Annotated in this window: 14 protein-coding genes and 1 riboswitch; of the genes, 6 read left to right on the plus strand and 8 right to left on the minus strand. The window is 61.3% G+C overall.

Features of this window, described 5'->3' with window-relative positions; genetic code table 11:
* Nucleotides 1-115 precede the first annotated feature (115 nt).
* On the minus strand, nucleotides 116-2,005 hold the full coding sequence (thiC, locus tag ABJ99_RS23945; RefSeq protein WP_054087908.1) for a phosphomethylpyrimidine synthase ThiC: 1,890 nt from the start codon (nucleotides 2,003-2,005) through the stop codon (nucleotides 116-118).
* A gap of 155 nt (nucleotides 2,006-2,160) precedes the next feature.
* A riboswitch (TPP riboswitch) is annotated at nucleotides 2,161-2,265 on the minus strand.
* A 162-nt stretch (nucleotides 2,266-2,427) separates the two neighbouring features.
* On the opposite strand from thiC, the gene ABJ99_RS23950 reads away from it, so the two are divergent.
* Nucleotides 2,428-3,867 (plus strand): TolC family outer membrane protein, encoded by a 1,440-nt coding sequence (locus ABJ99_RS23950; RefSeq protein ID WP_054087909.1) that lies wholly within the window; start codon nucleotides 2,428-2,430, stop codon nucleotides 3,865-3,867.
* Nucleotides 3,868-4,049: 182 nt separating this feature from the next.
* On the opposite strand, the gene waaA is transcribed toward ABJ99_RS23950, so the two are convergent.
* Complete coding sequence (gene waaA / locus ABJ99_RS23955) at nucleotides 4,050-5,330, minus strand: lipid IV(A) 3-deoxy-D-manno-octulosonic acid transferase (protein ID WP_054087910.1); 1,281 nt, start codon at nucleotides 5,328-5,330, stop codon at nucleotides 4,050-4,052.
* A gap of 69 nt (nucleotides 5,331-5,399) precedes the next feature.
* Between waaA and ABJ99_RS23960 the strand changes: the two genes are divergently transcribed.
* Genes ABJ99_RS23960 through ABJ99_RS23975 form a run of 4 tightly spaced genes read left to right on the plus strand, consistent with a single transcriptional unit; the run spans nucleotide 5,400 to nucleotide 8,761 of the window.
* A complete protein-coding gene (locus ABJ99_RS23960; RefSeq protein WP_007251975.1) occupies nucleotides 5,400-5,732 on the plus strand; it encodes an SMR family transporter in 333 nt (110 codons plus the stop codon).
* 48 nt (nucleotides 5,733-5,780) lie between these two features.
* Nucleotides 5,781-6,956: an NAD(P)/FAD-dependent oxidoreductase gene (locus tag ABJ99_RS23965; protein ID WP_054087911.1), complete on the plus strand. Its 1,176-nt coding sequence runs from the start codon at nucleotides 5,781-5,783 to the stop codon at nucleotides 6,954-6,956.
* Entirely contained in the window at nucleotides 6,953-7,768 is an 816-nt protein-coding gene (locus ABJ99_RS23970) for an aldo/keto reductase (protein WP_054087912.1), read from the plus strand. The genes ABJ99_RS23965 and ABJ99_RS23970 overlap by 4 nt, the downstream gene beginning before the upstream one ends.
* A gap of 36 nt (nucleotides 7,769-7,804) precedes the next feature.
* On the plus strand, nucleotides 7,805-8,761 hold the full coding sequence (locus ABJ99_RS23975) for a hypothetical protein (RefSeq protein ID WP_054087913.1): 957 nt from the start codon (nucleotides 7,805-7,807) through the stop codon (nucleotides 8,759-8,761).
* A gap of 68 nt (nucleotides 8,762-8,829) precedes the next feature.
* Here the strand turns inward: ABJ99_RS23975 and hldE are convergent, their stop codons facing one another.
* The 5 genes from hldE to ABJ99_RS24000 form a co-directional block, all read right to left on the minus strand.
* Nucleotides 8,830-10,251, minus strand: coding sequence for a bifunctional D-glycero-beta-D-manno-heptose-7-phosphate kinase/D-glycero-beta-D-manno-heptose 1-phosphate adenylyltransferase HldE (gene hldE / locus ABJ99_RS23980; protein ID WP_054087914.1), 1,422 nt, complete (start codon nucleotides 10,249-10,251; stop codon nucleotides 8,830-8,832).
* A 75-nt stretch (nucleotides 10,252-10,326) separates the two neighbouring features.
* Nucleotides 10,327-11,739 carry a PIG-L deacetylase family protein gene (locus ABJ99_RS23985; RefSeq protein WP_054087915.1) on the minus strand — a complete coding sequence of 471 codons (1,413 nt, stop codon included), beginning with the start codon at nucleotides 11,737-11,739 and terminating at the stop codon, nucleotides 10,327-10,329.
* A gap of 16 nt (nucleotides 11,740-11,755) precedes the next feature.
* Nucleotides 11,756-12,652 (minus strand): GNAT family N-acetyltransferase, encoded by an 897-nt coding sequence (locus tag ABJ99_RS23990; protein ID WP_054088049.1) that lies wholly within the window; start codon nucleotides 12,650-12,652, stop codon nucleotides 11,756-11,758.
* Complete coding sequence (gene msbA / locus ABJ99_RS23995; RefSeq protein WP_054087916.1) at nucleotides 12,652-14,448, minus strand: lipid A export permease/ATP-binding protein MsbA; 1,797 nt, start codon at nucleotides 14,446-14,448, stop codon at nucleotides 12,652-12,654. Before msbA ends, ABJ99_RS23990 begins: the two co-directional genes overlap by 1 nt.
* A 212-nt stretch (nucleotides 14,449-14,660) precedes the next feature.
* Entirely contained in the window at nucleotides 14,661-15,770 is a 1,110-nt protein-coding gene (locus ABJ99_RS24000; RefSeq protein ID WP_230081081.1) for a capsular polysaccharide export protein, LipB/KpsS family, read from the minus strand.
* 306 nt (nucleotides 15,771-16,076) lie between these two features.
* On the opposite strand from ABJ99_RS24000, the gene ABJ99_RS24005 reads away from it, so the two are divergent.
* A complete protein-coding gene (locus ABJ99_RS24005) occupies nucleotides 16,077-16,706 on the plus strand; it encodes a BUD32 family EKC/KEOPS complex subunit (RefSeq protein ID WP_054087918.1) in 630 nt (209 codons plus the stop codon).
* Nucleotides 16,707-16,723: 17 nt separating this feature from the next.
* On the opposite strand, the gene ABJ99_RS24010 is transcribed toward ABJ99_RS24005, so the two are convergent.
* Nucleotides 16,724-18,025: a glycosyltransferase family protein gene (locus tag ABJ99_RS24010; protein WP_080378301.1), complete on the minus strand. Its 1,302-nt coding sequence runs from the start codon at nucleotides 18,023-18,025 to the stop codon at nucleotides 16,724-16,726.
* Nucleotide 18,026 lies beyond the last annotated feature (1 nt).

Here is an 18,026-nt window from a genome sequence, read left to right on the forward strand (position 1 = left end):
CCGCCGAAGATTTATGCTGATGTGTGTCCGTCTTCGCGAGCAAGCTCCCACGCCCTTCGGGCAGAATCAAAGCAGACTTGTGTGCAACTCTGAACCCTGAGTGGGCTGTCGCTCCCTACACCTTCTTGTACAACTGGCTGCCTTCCTGCTTGAAGCGCTCGGCCTGTTCGGCCAGGCCTTTGGCGACGTCGACGTCTACCGCTTCAATGCGCTGATTGGCTGCGTACTCGCGCACTTCCTGGGTGATTTTCATCGAGCAGAATTTCGGTCCGCACATGGAGCAGAAGTGCGCGACCTTGGCCGAATCCTTGGGCAGGGTTTCGTCGTGGTACGAACGTGCGGTGTCCGGGTCCAGACCGAGGTTGAACTGGTCTTCCCAGCGAAACTCGAAACGCGCCTTGCTCAACGCATTGTCGCGAATCTGCGCGCCCGGATGCCCTTTGGCCAGGTCCGCTGCGTGGGCCGCGATCTTGTAGGTGATGATCCCGGTCTTCACATCATCCTTGTTCGGCAGCCCCAAATGCTCCTTGGGCGTGACATAGCACAGCATCGCGCAACCGAACCAGCCGATCATCGCCGCACCGATGCCCGACGTGATGTGGTCGTAACCCGGCGCAATATCAGTGGTCAGCGGGCCGAGGGTGTAGAACGGCGCTTCATCGCAGCATTCCAGCTGTTTGTCCATGTTCTCCTTGATCAACTGCATCGGCACGTGGCCGGGGCCTTCGATCATGGTTTGCACGTCATGCTTCCAGGCAATCTTGGTCAGCTCGCCCAGGGTTTCCAGCTCGCCGAATTGCGCCGCGTCGTTGGCATCGGCAATCGAGCCCGGACGCAGGCCATCGCCCAGCGAGAAGCTGACGTCGTAGGCCTTCATGATTTCGCAGATGTCTTCGAAATGGGTGTACAGGAAGTTTTCCTGATGATGCGCCAGGCACCACTTGGCCATGATCGAACCGCCACGGCTGACGATGCCGGTCACGCGCTTGGCGGTCAGCGGCACATAACGCAGCAATACACCGGCGTGAATGGTGAAGTAATCGACGCCCTGCTCGGCCTGCTCGATCAGCGTGTCGCGGAACAGCTCCCAGGTCAGGTCCTCGGCCGCGCCGCCGACTTTTTCCAGCGCCTGATAGATCGGCACCGTACCGATCGGCACCGGCGAGTTACGGATGATCCATTCGCGGGTTTCGTGAATGTGCTTGCCGGTGGACAGGTCCATGACCGTATCCGAACCCCAGCGAATGCCCCAGGTCAGTTTGGCGACTTCTTCTTCGATGGAAGAACCCAGCGCGCTGTTGCCGATGTTGCCGTTGATCTTCACCAGGAAGTTACGGCCGATGATCATCGGTTCCAGCTCGACGTGGTTGATGTTGGCCGGGATGATCGCGCGACCACGGGCGATCTCTTCACGCACGAACTCGGCAGTGATTTCCTTCGGGATGCTGGCACCGAAGCTGTGCCCGGCATGCTGTTGGGTCAGGAGGCCGGCTGCGCGGGCCTCCTGCAGCTTCATGTTTTCGCGGATGGCGACGTATTCCATCTCGGCCGTGATGATGCCCTGACGCGCGTAATGCATCTGGCTGACATTGGCACCGGCCTTGGCGCGGCGCGGGTTGCGTACATGGGCAAAGCGCAGCGCGGTCAGTTCGGCGTCGCTCAGGCGTTGCTGGCCGAAGTTGGAACTCAAGCCAGGCAGGCGTTCGGTGTCGTTGCGCGAGTCGATCCACGGCGAGCGAACATCGGCCAGGCCTTTGCGCACATCGATGATCACGTTGGGGTCGGTGTACGGGCCAGAGGTGTCATAGACAGTGACGGGGGCGTTGATTTCACCGCCAAAATCCGTCGGCGTGACATCCAGGGTGATTTCGCGCATCGGCACGCGGATGTCCGGGCGTGAGCCCTGAACGTAGATTTTCTGCGAACGGGTAAACGGCTGCACCGATCCGGAATCGACCTGCGCCGACTCGCTCAAATGGGCTGCGTTTTTTGGTTTTGTACTCATCACGGGCTCTCCAGACATCCGGTTGCGGATTTGTTGTCGGAGTAACCTGATTATGACGGACGGGTGCACCAGTGCTGGTGCTGAGTATCGAAAGGAGGCGAACTGTTCGTTATTCGAACAATCGACCCCGGACGACACTCAAGAGGACTCGCCGGGAGACGAGAAATCTTGTTCCCTACGCAGGCGCTAACCTGATCAGGTTCAACGGGATCCGGTTTAACCGATCTCAGCCTCATAGCAAGGCACCCCGACAAGAACGCGTTCAGTCTATGACGGCGCGCTACCGCAGCGCCAGCCTATTTGCACAGACCTCGATAAATGGCATAAATCGACGATTGTTGCCAAAAGCGTCTGGCTCTACACTCGCTAGCCCGGTTTCTCTGCAAACCGTGATTACTTTCTTCATGAACAGGGAATGCCTCATGTTACGCAAACTTTCGTGGGTCGTGGCTGTTTCGTTTGCGTCCAGCGGGCTGACCTGGGCAGCCGACCTGCCAATGCCGATCAAGACCGGCTTGCTGAATGTCTACCAGCAGGCGGTGGACAACAACGCCGATCTTGCCGCCTCGCGCGCCGATTACGATGCCCGCAAGGAAGTTGTACCGCAGGCGCGTGCCGGCCTGCTGCCGAATATTTCCGGCAGCGTCCAGAACAGCAACACTCGCACCAGCATTGATCAGCCCCGAGCCGTGGCGACCCGCAGCGGCACGGTGTATCAGGCAACCCTGAGCCAGCCGATCTTTCGGGCCGATCGCTGGTTCCAGTTGCAGGCAGCCGAGGCGGTCAACGAACAGGCGGCGCTGGAGCTCTCGGCCACCGAACAGAATCTGATTCTGCAATCGGCACAAAGCTATTTCAGCGTATTGCGTACGCAGGACAACCTCGCGTCTACCAAAGCCGAGGAAGCGGCCTTCAAACGCCAGCTGGATCAGGCCAGAGAGCGTTTCGATGTCGGCCTGTCGGACAAGACCGATGTGCTGCAGGCCCAAGCCAGCTATGACACCTCCCGCGCCAGCCGGCTGCTCGCTCAGCGTCAGGTGGACGATGCCTTTCAGGCACTGGTGACGCTGACCAATCGCGAATACAACTCCATCGAAGGCATCGTGCACACCTTGCCGGTGCTCGCGCCGACGCCGAATGACGCCAAGGCCTGGGTCGACACTGCTGCGCAACAGAACCTCAACCTGCTGGCCAGCAACTATGCGGTTAGCGCTGCCGAAGAAACCCTGCGCCAGCGCAAGGCCGGGCATGCGCCGACCCTCGATGCCGTGGCGACTTACCAGCGTGGCGACAACGATGCACTGGGGTTCAACAACCCCAACTACACCGGTCGCAATTACAGCGGTGGCGTCGAGCAGCGCAGCATTGGCGTGCAGTTGAACATCCCGATCTACAGCGGTGGCCTGACCAGCTCGCAGGTGCGCGAAGCTTATTCGCGCCTGAGCCAGAGCGAGCAGCGCCGCGAAAGCCTGCGCCGTCAGGTAGTGGAAAACACCCGCAACCTGCACCGCGCGGTGAACACTGATGTGGAACAGGTGCAGGCGCGCAAGCAGTCGATCATCTCCAACCAGAGTGCGTTGGAGGCCACGGAAATCGGCTACCAGGTCGGCACCCGCAACATCGTCGACGTGCTCGATGCGCAACGCCAGCTGTATGCCTCGGTGCGTGATTACAACAACACGCGCTATGACTACATCCTCGATAACCTGCGCCTCAAGCAGGCCGCCGGCACCCTGAACCCCGGCGACCTGCAGGACCTGTCCCGCTACCTCAAACCGGACTACAACCCGGACAAGGATTTCCTGCCACCGGATTTGGCGACGGCAGCGCAGAAGAACTTCGAGCGGCCTGCACAGCGTTGAGGTTGCTGACTAGAGACTTGTAATGCAGAGCATCACGAAGGGCAGTCCCCGCAGGAGTACAGCGCCCTACATAAACCTCAATGAGCTCGAAAAACAGGCTTCTGCCCGGAGGGCGTGGGAGCGGAGGGCAGAAGCCTGAACGCTCCGTATTCCGGACTCTCTCCATCCGACCTTAAGCTTATTCAGCGCCTGGTCATCAACTGCCCGATCCCGTCCAGCAAGCGCTGCAAAGCTCCCTGATTAGCCTGCATAACGGCGAGCCCGGCATCGGCCATGCTGCGAGCCTGCTGTGGCTGGCCGATCAGGCGCTGGACGGCGGCGGCTAGTGCAGTCGCATCGCTGACCTCTTGCAAAGCACTCGCTTTGCGCAGCATTGCGGCGATTTCGAGGAAGTTGAACAGGTGCGGGCCGCTCAGTACGGGCTTGGCCAGTGCCGCAGGCTCCAGCAGGTTGTGCCCGCCGTTGGGCACCAGGCTGCCGCCGACGAAGGCAATGTCAGCCAGTGCATAAAGGAACAGCAATTCGCCCATCGTATCGCCCAGCAGCACCGAAACCTCTGGTGTGACGGCCTGAGCCGCTGAGCGTCGAACCGTCGCAAAACCCTGCTGCTGACACAGCGCATGCACACTGTCGAAGCGTTCGGGATGACGCGGCACCAGAATCAACAGGGCATCGGGATGGGCTGCCAGCAGAGTGCGATGCGCCACCAGTACGATTTCGTCTTCGCCTGCGTGCGTGCTTGCCGCAATCCACACCGGGCGCTGTGTCGCCTGCCATTGTTCACGCAGCTGCACAGCGCGCTCCAGCAATTGCGGGTCGACGCTCAGGTCGAACTTGATCGAGCCGGTCACCGCAACGCTCTCGGGACGCGCACCCAAATCACGAAAGCGCTGCGCTTCCACGTCAGTCTGCACCGCAAACCAGGCCATTTCCGCCAGCATCGGCCGCGTCAGCTTCGCGAAACGTGCATAACCTCGTGCAGAACGTTCCGACAACCGCGCATTGGCCAGCACTACAGGGATTCTGCGTTTCGCACATTGATGAATGTGATTGGGCCACAACTCGGTTTCCATGATGATGCCCAGCCGCGGCTGCACATGATCAAGAAAACGCCCGGCAGCCCATGGCAGGTCATACGGCAGGTAACAGTGCTGAATGCGCGGCTCACTGGCGAACATCGCCTTGATTCGCTCCGAACCTGTGGGCGTCATGCAAGTCACAGTGATCGGCAACTGCGGATACTGCGCCAGCAGGGCACGAATCATCGGTGCGGCGGCGATGCTCTCGCCGACCGACACCGCATGCACCCAGATCCCGCCGCGCTGCATGGCGGGCAGGCCGCTGGCGAAGCGCTCGCCGATGCGCTGACGATACGCCGGAGCCTTGCGCGCCCGCAGCCACAGGCGCAGCGCGACCAGTGGCAGGCCGAGATGAAACAGCACGGTATAAAGAGTTCTATTCATGGGCGCGGAGTTTATCAGCCCGCCATCACAAGTCGCTAGAATGCGCAGCCTGACGAAAAGGAATCCACCATGAACGCTTACTATCTATTGGCCATCGCCGTTTGCGCGGAAGTCATTGCCACGACTTCAATGAAAGCCGTCAAAGGATTCAGCACGCCCCTACCGCTGATACTGCTGATCACCGGCTACGCGATTGCGTTCTGGATGCTGATCCTGGTGATGCGCACGATTCCGGTCGGCATCACCTACGCCATCTGGTCAGGCATGGGCATCGTCATGGTGAGCATCGCGGCGTTCTTTATCTACGGCCAGAAACTCGACCTGCCTGCGCTGCTGGGCATGGGGATGATCGTGGCCGGTGTGGCGGTCATTCAGCTGTTCTCGAAAACCGCCGGGCATTGAAAACCTGATCCCTTATAATGCTGGTACTTTTTGCTCACTGAGGTGCTCATGCCATCGGTTATTTCCACTGACGTGCTGATTGTCGGGGCTGGCGTAGCCGGTCTCTGGCTCAATGCCCGGTTGCGTCGTCAAGGGTTCTCGACAGTTCTGGTAGAGCGCGCCAGCCTGGGTGGCGGGCAGAGCCTCAAGTCGCAGGGAATCATCCACGGCGGCGCCAAGTACGCGCTGCATGGCGCGCTATCCGGTGCGTCCGAGGCCATCGCCGACATGCCGCGTCGCTGGCGTGAGGCACTCGACGGCAAGGGCGAACTGGACCTGTCCGGCGTGCGCCTGTTGTCCGAAGCCCATTACCTGTGGTCGCCTGGCACTATCGCCGGCAACCTGACCAGCTTTTTCGCCAGCAAGGCGGTGCGCGGTCGCGTGGATCAGGTCAAGGGCGAGCAACTGCCACCCGCCCTGCAAAACCCGAAATTCAAAGGCAAGGTCTATCGGTTGGCTGAACTGGTGGTCGACGTGCCAAGCCTGATCGAGCGCCTCGCAGAACTGGCCGGCGACAGCCTGCTGGCCGGGCAGAAAATCGAGCCGCTCTACGAGGCGGATGAATTGATCGGTCTGCGCGTCGACGGCCGCGATATCCATGCCCAGCGCATCGTACTCAGCGCGGGCGGCGGCAATGCCGACCTGCTGAACGCGCTTGGCGCTTCACAACCGCAGATGCAGCGCCGCCCGCTGCACATGGTGCTGGTCAAGGGGCCGACCCTGAAACCGTTGTTCGCCCACTGCCTGGGCGGCGGGCCGAAGCCGCGCATCACGGTGACCACGCATCCAGCCGCTGACGGCCAGTGGGTGTGGTACCTGGGTGGCGATCTGGCCGAAACCGATGGCGTGGCGCGCGAGCCGGATGCGCAGATTGCCGTCGCCCGCAAGGAACTCGAAGCCCTGCTGCCGTGGGTCGACCTGAGCCAGGCGCAGTGGGCAACCCTGCGGGTGGATCGCGCCGAGCCAGCCCAATCGGGGCTGGTGCGCCCGGACAACGCCTTTCTCGACAGCCAGCAACGCCTGATGATCGGCTGGCCGACCAAGCTGGCACTGGCACCGGACTTCGCTGACCGGGTCCTGTCGCAGTTGTCGAGAGACGGCATCCATCCGACACCGCAAGCACCGCTGGTTGATGTGCCAAGGCCGCCAATGGCCGTACCTGTCTGGGATGAACTGCTGCCATGAGCCTGAAAACCCTGCACGACCTGCACCGCCCGCTTGGTAGCACTGGCCTGAGCGTTTCACCGCTGGGGCTGGGCACCGTCAAACTGGGCCGCGACGTGGGCGTCAAATACCCCAGCGGTTTCAAGATTCCCGACGACCAGCAGGCGCAAATGCTGCTGCGCATGGCCCGCGACATGGGCATCAACCTGATCGACACCGCGCCGGCCTACGGCACCAGCGAAGAACGCCTCGGCCCGCTGTTGCGCGGGCAGCGTCAGGATTGGGTGATCGTCAGCAAGGTCGGCGAAGAATTCGACAACGGTCAGTCGAGCCATGACTTCAGCGCCAAGCACACGCGCAGGTCGGTGGAGCGCAGCCTGAAACGTCTTGAAACCGACTTTCTCGACCTGGTTTTAGTGCATTCGGACGGCAACGACCTGGCCATTCTCAACGACGCCGAGGTGTATCAGACGCTCGCCGAGCTCAAGCGCGAAGGCAAGATCCGGGGCTTTGGCTTTTCCGGCAAGACTGTCGAAGGCGGCCTGCTGGCGCTGCACGAAGGGGACTGCGCGATGGTCACCTACAACCTCGACGAGCAGGCTGAAAAACCGGTTCTCGACTACGCTGCCGCGCACAGCAAAGGCATCCTGGTCAAGAAAGCGCTGGCCAGTGGTCATGTCTGCCTGACGCCGGGCACAGACCCGGTGCAGGCCAGCTTCCAGCTACTGTTTCAACACCCGGGGGTTGCCAGTGCTATTGTCGGCACCATCAACCCGTTGCACCTGGCCCACAACGTCGCCACTGCCGCTGCCGTGATTTGCCGTCAAGCCTGATTGAGGCGGCCGACCCCAACGCAAGAAGGAGCCGTTATGCCGCGAACACTGATCCGGAAGAACCCCAGCAACTTCAAGACCCTGCCGCTGTTCGTCGAAGCCACTCCGGAAAGCCTGAGTTATCAGAGCGTCGGCATGCCGATGAACTTCTCCCAGACTCTGCAGCGGCGGCGCAAGATCGAGGTGCCGGACACCGAGCGGTTCGCCACCGAACTGGCCAATCTGGGCGTGTCCGTGCGTCTGACCGTCAGTTGGCAGAACCGCGATTACTGGGTGCTGGTCCGCCAGCGGCGTCAGGACCGTGGCGACGTGGTGCTCAAGCTGATCTCCGGCTACGTGCCAGCCCACGAGCTGAGCCTGCCGCTGCACACGGCGATTCAGGAAGTGGCCGAAGAGTGCCTGATCGAAACGCCCCAAGGCTGGCTCAGCGGGCGTTTCAAGGACACCTGGCTGCCGGCGCCCTACGCCGCCGCGTTGCATTATCGCGAAGCCATGCCCTTTCGCCTGAGCCCGCTGTCCGGCGCAGCGCGACCGGTGCGCAGTGGCAACCTGACACTTCTGGAACGGCCGCGGGCCTATGTGCATTTGCCGACATCGTCACTGCAATTGATCTATGACATGCGCCTGGAAATCCCCAAGGAGGCACGCCCGATCAGTTTGTTTCACGTCGATGAAGCGCTGGAAAACGATCAACTGGTCGCCCGCCTCAACCGCAGCAAGCCGGACCTGTACCTGATGCCGCTGGAGAACGGATCGCCGCTGCCCGAGCTGTACACGCTCAAGCGCGACAAGCTGATCCCGGCGCCGACCCGAGGCCTGTATCTGGCGGAAAGCTTTGCGGCGCAGGATGGCTGGGTGGTGCGCGAGGAACGCATTCGCTGGAAGGACTGGTTGCGTCAGCAGGGCATGACCCCACCGCCGAAAAAGACCGGCCTCAAACGCCTGACCGGCAAGGCCCGGGAACTGCTACACGCAATTAGCGGGAAGCTTTGAGCTGCAAGCTTCAAGCCTTTTGATTTGCTTTAGCTTGTAACTTACAGCTTGAGGCTTGCAGCTTAAACCTACTGACTCCGAATCTTCTCGACAATCGCTGTTGTCGAGCTGTTTTCCACCAGCCCTAACACGCGCACTTCGCCGCCGTAGGCCTGGACGATGTCGGCGCCGACCACTTGATCGATTCCGTAGTCACCGCCTTTGACCAGCACGTCCGGTTTGACGTGGGTCAGCAGGTTTTCCGGGGTGCCTTCGGGGAAGCTGATCACCCAGTCCACCGCGCCCAGCCCGGCCAGTACAGCCATGCGCCGGTCGACGCTATTGATCGGACGGCCCGGCCCTTTCAGGCGGCTGACCGAAGCGTCGTCGTTGACCGCAACGATCAGACGATCACCCAGCGCGCGCGCCTGTTCCAGATAGGTCACATGCCCGGCATGCAGGATGTCGAAGCAACCATTGGTGAAGACGATTTTTTCCTTGTGCGCGCGCGCATCGTCGACGGCCAGCAGCAATTGCTCCAGCCCCAGCACGCCGCGCTCGGAACCTTCTTCACGCTGGATGGCGCGACGCAGTTCCGGGGCGCTGATCGCTGCCGTACCCAGTTTGCCGACCACAATGCCTGCCGCCAGATTGGCCAGGGCAACGGCATGTGGCAGCTCCTCGCCCGCCGCAATCGCCGCTGCCAAGGTGGAAATGACTGTATCGCCCGCACCGGTCACATCAAACACTTCGCGAGCACGGGCTGGCAAGTGCAACGCCTGTTGATCAGGACGCAACAGAGTCATGCCGTGTTCGCCACGGGTGACCAGCAACGCCCCCAGATCCAGTTCCTGCATCAACTGCGCACCTTTGGTGACCAGTTGCGCCTCGTCTTCACAATGCCCGACGATGGCTTCGAACTCGCTGAGGTTCGGCGTGATCAGGCTGGCGCCGCGATAAATCGCGAAATCCTTGCCCTTCGGGTCGGCCAGCACCGGAATGCCGCGCTTGCGGGCAGCCTGAATCAATGCCTGATGGTTTTTCAACGCGCCTTTGCCGTAATCGGACAGGACCAGCACCTTGATGCCGTCCAGCAGGCTGTAAACTTCTGCGCTCAAGGCCAGCGGATCGGTGTTGAACGGTTCTTCGAAGTCGATACGCAGCAATTGCTGATGGCGGCTCATTACGCGCAGTTTGACGATGGTCGGCTGATCGGCAATGCGCTGAAAGCGCGCCAATACGCCCGCAGCTTTCAGGCTGTTGGACAGGCTGTCTGCTGCCTCGTCGTCACCAGTCACGCCGACCAGCGATGCAGGGGCGCCCAGCGCAGCGATGTTCAAGGCAACGTTCGCAGCACCGCCCGGACGGTCCTCGATCTGATCGACCTTGACCACAGGCACCGGCGCTTCAGGGGAAATACGCGAGGTACCACCATGCCAGTATCTGTCGAGCATGACATCACCGACCACCAGGACAGGGGCCTGATCAAAGCGCGGCATGGATAGCTTCATGAAAACTCCGGGAGCGATAAAAGCGACGAAAATAATAACATAGAGAAAGCACGCATCAGCGATGCGCGGGCTGGCTCAGCGGGCGTCATCGGGTGGCAATGGCCGCACCCAGAAAATCTCGTGGCGGCGCACGGCCTTGCGGAAGAACTCATCCTCGCCCGTACGTGGCCAGCGTCGACCGGCCAGCAGGCGCTGGATCACTCGGCGGATGCGGCGTTTCAGCGGTGGTCGGCCCTGCAAATCGTGTTGCATGCCCAAGGCCATCGCCTTGTCCATGCGCGCAGCGGAATCCAGTGACGGGCTCCACAGCCCGTCGGCCGGCAGCGGCTCGACCATGGGCGGCAAGGCGATGCCATACTCCGCTGGCCCCATGGGCCAGCGATCGTTGTCGTGAAGATGGTTGGCATACAGCAGCAATGTCCGAGGCCGCCACGCGCTGAGCTCGATGGCTTCCATCAGCGCGCGGGTACCGGCGACATGGTCGTCGTGCGGATCGAGTTCCGGATGCGGTGTCAGCACCACTTCCGGGCGCTGATGCTCCAGCAGCCGGGCCAGATCGGCCACCAGATTGTTCCAGTGCGGCTGGCCGTCGGCATCACCCGGCAGGCTCAGGCTGTTATGCCGACGCACCGTACGGATATCGGTTTCTCCAGACTCACGAGAACCGAAAGCCTGCTCCGGGCTACGGGCCATCTCGCCTAGCCTCAGGCAAAAATACCCCAGCTGGAAACAGTGCTGTTGCGCGACTCCGCCCCACAGCGGCACGGCGAGGCTGTCCCAACTGCGCAGGCGGCCTTTAAGCCGTGCGGCCTCGGCAGCGTCCAGGCCCATATCACGGTAGTTGTCGGCTTCGATTTCACCCTGAGTGAGGGTCACGATCGACACTTCGGGCGCACGGCTGTAAAGACCGAAGGCCGCCAGTTCGGCGTCGTCGGCGTGCGGCGCGACGATCAGCAGACGCTGCGCGGCGAAATCCGGGTTATCCAGTGCGTACAGAGTGGCCTGCGAAGCGAGGCTGCAAAAGCGCCCGCGCAGCGTCAGGCTTCCGTCCACCAGTGCCGGACCTTGCCCGGAGAGGTTGAGAAAACGCTCGCCATCGACACCACGTTCCATGTCCTGACGGTCGTCGCCAATCCACACCTGCGGATCGAGAAAACGCCCCAGCCAGTGGCTTTTGACGTGCACCTTGAGCACCAGCGTCTGGGTCGCGACGACGTCACCCACAACGGTCAGCTTGCCGTTTTGCAGGGTGACCGGACAGTGAACCGCGCCCTCGGGAAAGTCATAACGGTAATCGTCGGAGGGCGCATAGAACAGGTGATCGGCGAACCACGCCTCGTGGGCGAGCCAGCCGAACAGCAGGAACAGCGGCAGCGGCCACCAGGCAACCCATACCCCGAACAGCACGGCCATCAGCGCCGCGCCGATTAGTATCACCCGCTTGCGCTGGCGATGACGTTTAAGCAAATGTTGCTTGCGTCCACTCATGACGGCGTGATCTCGCTCAAATCTGGTAGACCGGGACCCGGTGGCACCAGCGGTCCTTGTATTCCCGGTCGGCGCGGCCGAACGAGTAGCGCAGCGGTTTGCCCATGGCACGCGCCTGCTCCCAGGCCGTCTGGGTATTGACGAAACTGAGTACGCTGCCCGGGCTGAATTCGCGGTTCTGCGGGTCAACCCCGCCGTTGACGTATTCCAGGCTGACCCACTTGGGTGCTTCTACCCGGTAGAGAATCTGGATGGCAACAGGCTCGTCGTTCAGGTAGATCAGCGCGCCGGTCATGAACTCGCGCAGCAGGCTGAACACCTCGGCCAGATGCGCCTTGCCCGGCACCTCGAAGTTCCAGCGGCGCTGGAACAGGTCGGCATAGATCGTCGCCTGCTCGCTGGCACTCAGCTCAGACATGGCCCGGATGCTGCCGCCCGCCTCTTCCAGCAGGCGCTGCTCGCGACGCTGGTTGTAACGAAACTTCTTGCTGTACGCCTCCGGCTCGCGGGCCATGGCCAGCCCTTCGGACTGCTCGCGCAGACCGGCAATACTGCCGACATTGAGTTCGGACACATACCGCACCTTGTGGCGCAGGCTGATTTTTGCCTCTTCGGCGACAGGCAGGATGATTTCGGCGTTACCCAGATCGAACAGGCCACGCTTGCCCTCTCGCTTGAGCACGTCTTTGGACAGCGCCAGATAGCGGCCCCAGACAGGCATTGCCGCCAACAACCGGCCGTCGGCGAACCAGCCCAGGTACTGCACCGGAATAGCCGCCAGTTCCGACAGCCGCCCGACAACATCCGGGTGGGTGGCAACGCTTCCGCCCAGCCTGTGCCAGGCGTCGGCATAGGCGCCTGCATCAATCGGGGTCCAGCCTCGCTCACGCCAGGATCGCCAGTGACTCAGAATCAAACGTCGGACTCCGCCGCCGTCGCGACCTGGCCTGTTACCTCGATAAAGTCTTTTTCGTGCAAACGTGCGTACAGGCCATTGAGGGCCAGCAACTCGTCGTGAGTGCCGCGTTCGACAATGCGCCCCTTGTCCATCAACAGAATCAGATCGGCCTTCTCGATGGTCGACAGGCGATGCGCGATCACCAGCGTGGTGCGGCCTTTCATGACTTGATCAAGAGCCGCCTGGATATGGCGCTCGGACTCGGTATCCAGTGCCGATGTGGCTTCGTCAAGAATCAGCAGCGGTGCGTTCTTGAGCAGCGCACGGGCAATCGCCAGACGCTGACGCTGACCGCCGGAAAGCAGCACGCCGTTTTCGCCGACCAGTGTGTCGTAGCCCTGCGGCATCTGCTCGACGAACTCGGCGGCGTAGGCATCTTCGGACGCCTTGCGCACATCTTCGATCGGCGCACCGGCCAGATCGCCATAGGCGATGTTATTGGTCACCGTGTCGTTGAACAGCGTGACCTGCTGGGTCACCAGCGCGATGTGGCGGCGCAGATTAACCAGCTTGTAGTCTTCGACGTCGATGCCGTCGAGCAGTATCTGGCCCTTGTCGTGGTGATAGAAGCGCGGGATCAGGTTCGCCAGGGTCGACTTGCCGCTGCCTGAGCGGCCGACCAGCGCGACCATCTGGCCCGACTCGGCGGTAAAGGAAATGTCGTCAAGCACCCGCTTCTCGGTGCCGGGATACTGGAAGCTCAGATTACGCACCTCAAGGCGACCGCTGACGCGCTCCCGGGTCTGGGTGCCCGTGTCGATTTCCGGTGCTTCATCAAGCTGTTCGAAGATGCTTTCGGCACCCGCCAGGCCTTTCTGGATGGTGGCGCTGACTTCGGACAATTGACGGATAGGCTTGGGCAGCAGACCCGCAGCGGTGATGTAGGCAATCAGTTCGCCCGCCGATGCATCACCACGAAGGTACAGAACCAGATACATCAGCACCGCCATGCCGATGTAGATCACCAGTTGCAGGACCGGCGTGTAGATGGACTGGGTACGCGTCATGCCCAGACTGCGGTTCATGTTATCGGCGCTGGCCTTGTGAAAACGCTCGGTTTCGTAGGTCTCGCCGCCAAAGCTGCGCACCACGCGGTAGCCCTGAATGGTTTCCGAGGCAACGTGAGTTACATCGCCCATCGCCACCTGAATCTTCTTGCTCTGCTTGCGAAATTTCTTGCTTGCGCTGCTGACCAGCACGGCAATGAACGGCAGAATCGCCAGCAATACCAAGGTCATTTTCCAGTTGCTGTACAGCAGATAGCCGAACAGGAAAACAACGGTAAGCCCCTCACGGATAACCACTTTGATCGCATCGGTGGCAGCACCGGTGACCATGGTCACGTTGTAGGTGATACGCGAGATCAGATGACCCGAGTTGTGGTTGTCGAAATAGCGATTAGGCAGCGTCAGCAGGTTATCGAACAACGCGCAGCGCAGGTCGTGAACCACACCGCGTGCAACCTTGGCCAGGTAGTAGTTGCCAAGGAACGAACCGATGCCTTGATAAACGGCAATCAACACAACCAGCAGCGGCACGCCGAACACCAGTGAAAAGCCGAGGAACTTGGTGTCATCGGGCTTTTGCAGGGCATCCAGAAAGTGCTTGAGCATATCGGCCAGCATCGGCTGGCTGGAGGCGAACAACACGAAACCCACGATACTGACCGCGAAAGCGCCCCAGTACGGGAGTACGTATTTCAGCAACCTCAGATAGATCTTCATGCTCGATTGCTGGTTGGAATTGGCCATTCGGCGCGCCTCGTGCGTATAAAACAGTGATTGTACCAGTGAACCCGTTACAAGACTGGCAGCGCACAAACGACGGCGCGCCACCGGTGGCCCTGCATCATGGGACAGCGGCACTTGCCGCCATCAGATTGCCGGGGAGCATACACTCGGGCACCTTGAACATGGCTTGAAGATAATGAGGAAAGACGCCTGAATCACTCCCGACACTGTGCTCAGCATCCGGACTTGCCCAGCAAGCGGTTGGCGACGCGGCGCAGTTGTGACCTGTCGGCCGTCTTCCAGTCACCCTTGATGCAGTAGTGCTCGGACAGGTAATGCAGAAAATTGCGCCGCAACCGCTCATCGAGCGACCAGTCCGGGAACACGCGCGCATGCGCGACAGCCTGGTCAACATCTTCGGCGTGCCGCACCAGCCCGTCGATGTTGTAAAAGGCTTTGCCAAGCGTCATCACCGGCTTGCCCAGCAGCAAGCTTTCCAGGCCCACCGTCGAATTCAGCGTGACGACGAACTGGCTGGCCTCGATCAATTGTTGCGTGGCGTTACCGTTGGCAAACAGCACGTTTTTCGACGCCCGCTTGTGGAGATCAGGGTAGCTCTCGCGACTCGATGGATGCTCTTTGAACACGACCGTCATGCCGGTTTCCGCCGCCAGACGCTCGCCGACTGCGAACATCTCGCGCATGTTGCCGACCCACGGCGAGAACAGGCGCACCTGCGTGTCTCGATCATCCTGAAACGGAATGAAGATGAACCGCTCGGGCAGCTTGATCGGTGCCGGGCCGCGACTGCGCGGCTTGCGCGGAACCAGCACCGCAGCGGGCGCGCGCTCGGCGACGGGATACGGGTAATCGAGGTAGAAAGCGGGGTCGCGGGGCATGGAATTGAGGTAGTTCACACCCTTCGGGTCTACGGTCGTCGTGTTGGGCAACAGGCCGTTTTCGAAGAAGAAGGTCTTGCATTCCGGAGGGGCCAGCGCGATGAGCAGGCGGCAGTAGCGATGGGCGCCGTTCCATACACCGACCGCATCCGGACGTTCGCGATCGAGCAGGGCCTGAATACGCAAAGCGGCCCAGGTCAGTTCAAGACGCAGTAACCGACGATACAGGTAGCCGGCGCTCTTGTTCTTGATCACTCGCTCTTCACACTTCTCGTCGACCAGCGCGTCGAAGTCGATGCGGGACAGCGTGGCAGCCATACGGGATGCACGCGGCCACGATATGTTGAGCGACGTGACCACGCGCCCACTCAGTTCGGTCTCGTTGAGCAAACGGTTGAAATAGAGACCCTGATGTCGGGCCATCGACAGGAACAGCATTGTCATCGTGGTGAGTCCGAAAAGGATGCAGCCACCCGCCGGGGTGCACGTGAATACACGCAACAGCCCTGTAGATCCGAGGGCCTTACACTGCGTTGCTTCGTGACCGGAAGGACAAGCTCAACATAAAAACAGTGCGGCGCAGCTCGGTGAAAACAGTATGAAAACCTGACCAGCGGGGGACGGCCCGTCCGCAAAGCGGCGGTGCGCATCTAAAAAATTTGGCGCGATTGTAGCACAACGATTTTTTGCGGCACCCGCACTGCGGTAACATGCCGCTCGCACACTCGTCAGCCCTGCAATGGAACCTTGATGCAAAAGCTCGACCACACTGCCTACCTCGACATGCGTGAAGGTGCCGAGGTGCTTGAATCCGACCGTAAGGGAGACAAGGTTCTGCGCCTGTCCGACGGCACGATGCTCAAGCTGTTCCGCCGCAAACGCCTGCTGAGCTCCGCCATCTGGGCTCCTTACGCCCAGCGCTTCGCCGACAACTGCCAGGCGCTGCGCGCGCGCGGCATCGACTGCCCGGTAGTCCGTCAGGTCTATCGCATTCCCGGCATCGAGCGCGACGCCGTCCATTACGACCCGCTGCCCGGTCACACTTTGCGACAATTACTGGCCGAACCCAGGGATGATTTACGCGCAGCACTGGGCGAATTCATCGCCCTGCTGCACGAGAAAGGCATCTACTTTCGCTCCGCCCATCTGGGCAATGTGGTGCTGACTCCGAAAGGCACGCTGGGCCTGATCGACATCGCTGACTTGCGTCTCTATTCAGGGCCGCTTCGCAAAGGTCTGCGACTGCGCAACTTCAGTCACATGCTGCGGTATCGCGCAGACCGTGAATGGTTGTTGCAGGATCGCCAGTTTCTGGAGCAGTACCTGAGCCATCAGCGCGCCTGCGATGAAGCGGACATGGCGCTGGCGCTGAAGGCCTGAGCCTGCCGCGATAGCGTTCAGCCTGCGGCGGGCAATTCGAAGGTCTCGAAGTCACGTTCAGGATCATGACCGCGCAACAGATCGTCGATCAGCTGCGTGGTTTTGGCCAGGCCCTGAGAGCCGTACACCAGGTGAAAGTCGGCAAAGCGCCGCGCCTGCTCGACGTGTTTGCGGTAATCCTGCTCAAGCGCCTGCAACTGCCGGGAAAACTCTTCGCCGTCGCGCACCTGCGGGCCGAAAAACTGCGCGTGGGAAAAGATATCCACGTCGTTGCCGGCATTGACGTGAATCACCGGACGTCCCGCCAGACCGGACTCGATGCCCGCGTTGGACATGATGTTGATCACCACGCTGGCTTGCGCAAAAGCCTCGGCCAGCGTGCAGCCAGTGTCCAGCAACTCGACATTGTTCAGCCGCTCAGCCGCATCGCTCCAGAAGCGGGCGCGACTGCGCGGATGGCGCTTGAACAGCATGCGGTACTCCGGGTGCCGTTGCGCCCAGTCGCTCAACAGTTCATAGGTACGCAGGTAGCCCGGTTCCTTTTCCCGATCAGGCCCGACGCCCAACACCAACAGGGTTTTGATCGCGGGGTCGGCGACCGGCAAATCGTAGGTTTCGTCAGCCAGATAAGAACCGAGCAGCACCACGGTCGACGTGCCGAAACGCAACGCTCGCTCCTGTAACGCCACCAGCGAGCTGTGCCCGAAAACGCCGTAATAGTCGTAATCGTTCATGCCCAGACGCCGCGACGACTCAAGCGTGGTCGCGTGCGCCAGGTGCAACAGCCGGGCATCGCGCGCTGCCAGAGCAAGACGCAGAAACGGGGTGTGATAACTGCCGTTGCGCTCGTTGATCAACACGCGCGGGGTATAGCGGGCCACCAGCCACTGCGCGTGGGCGGCATAAGCCAGATAGCGCAACGGCACGGCTTGCGCTGGGGCCAGCAGTTGACCTTTGGCGCAAGCGAGGGACGGTGACAGCAGCGCAGCCTCCTGCAGATGCCAGCCGCGCGCGCGCACGGCATCGATCAGGATGTTCTTGCGCTGCAAGGCCATGGATTTAGGCGCCGAGTGCAACAACAGCGTGTCGCAGGGCAGTGTATCGGCCAGCACGCCGCTGCCGGAAAAACCGAGACAGATTCGCGCCCGTACACCGACCGCGAAATCCACCAGCGCGTCGCGCGCCATGCGCAGAAAACTGCCCGGCAAACCGTGACGCTCGCGCAGCATCTTCCAGCGATAGCGATCCAGTTGACGAGCCCGAAGAGCCCAACTGGCTTCAGCCTGACCCGCTTGCTCCAGGGCGGAAGATTTGCTCAAC

Source organism: Pseudomonas syringae pv. cilantro, assembly GCF_001293775.1.
GTDB lineage: Bacteria > Pseudomonadota > Gammaproteobacteria > Pseudomonadales > Pseudomonadaceae > Aquipseudomonas > Aquipseudomonas syringae_P.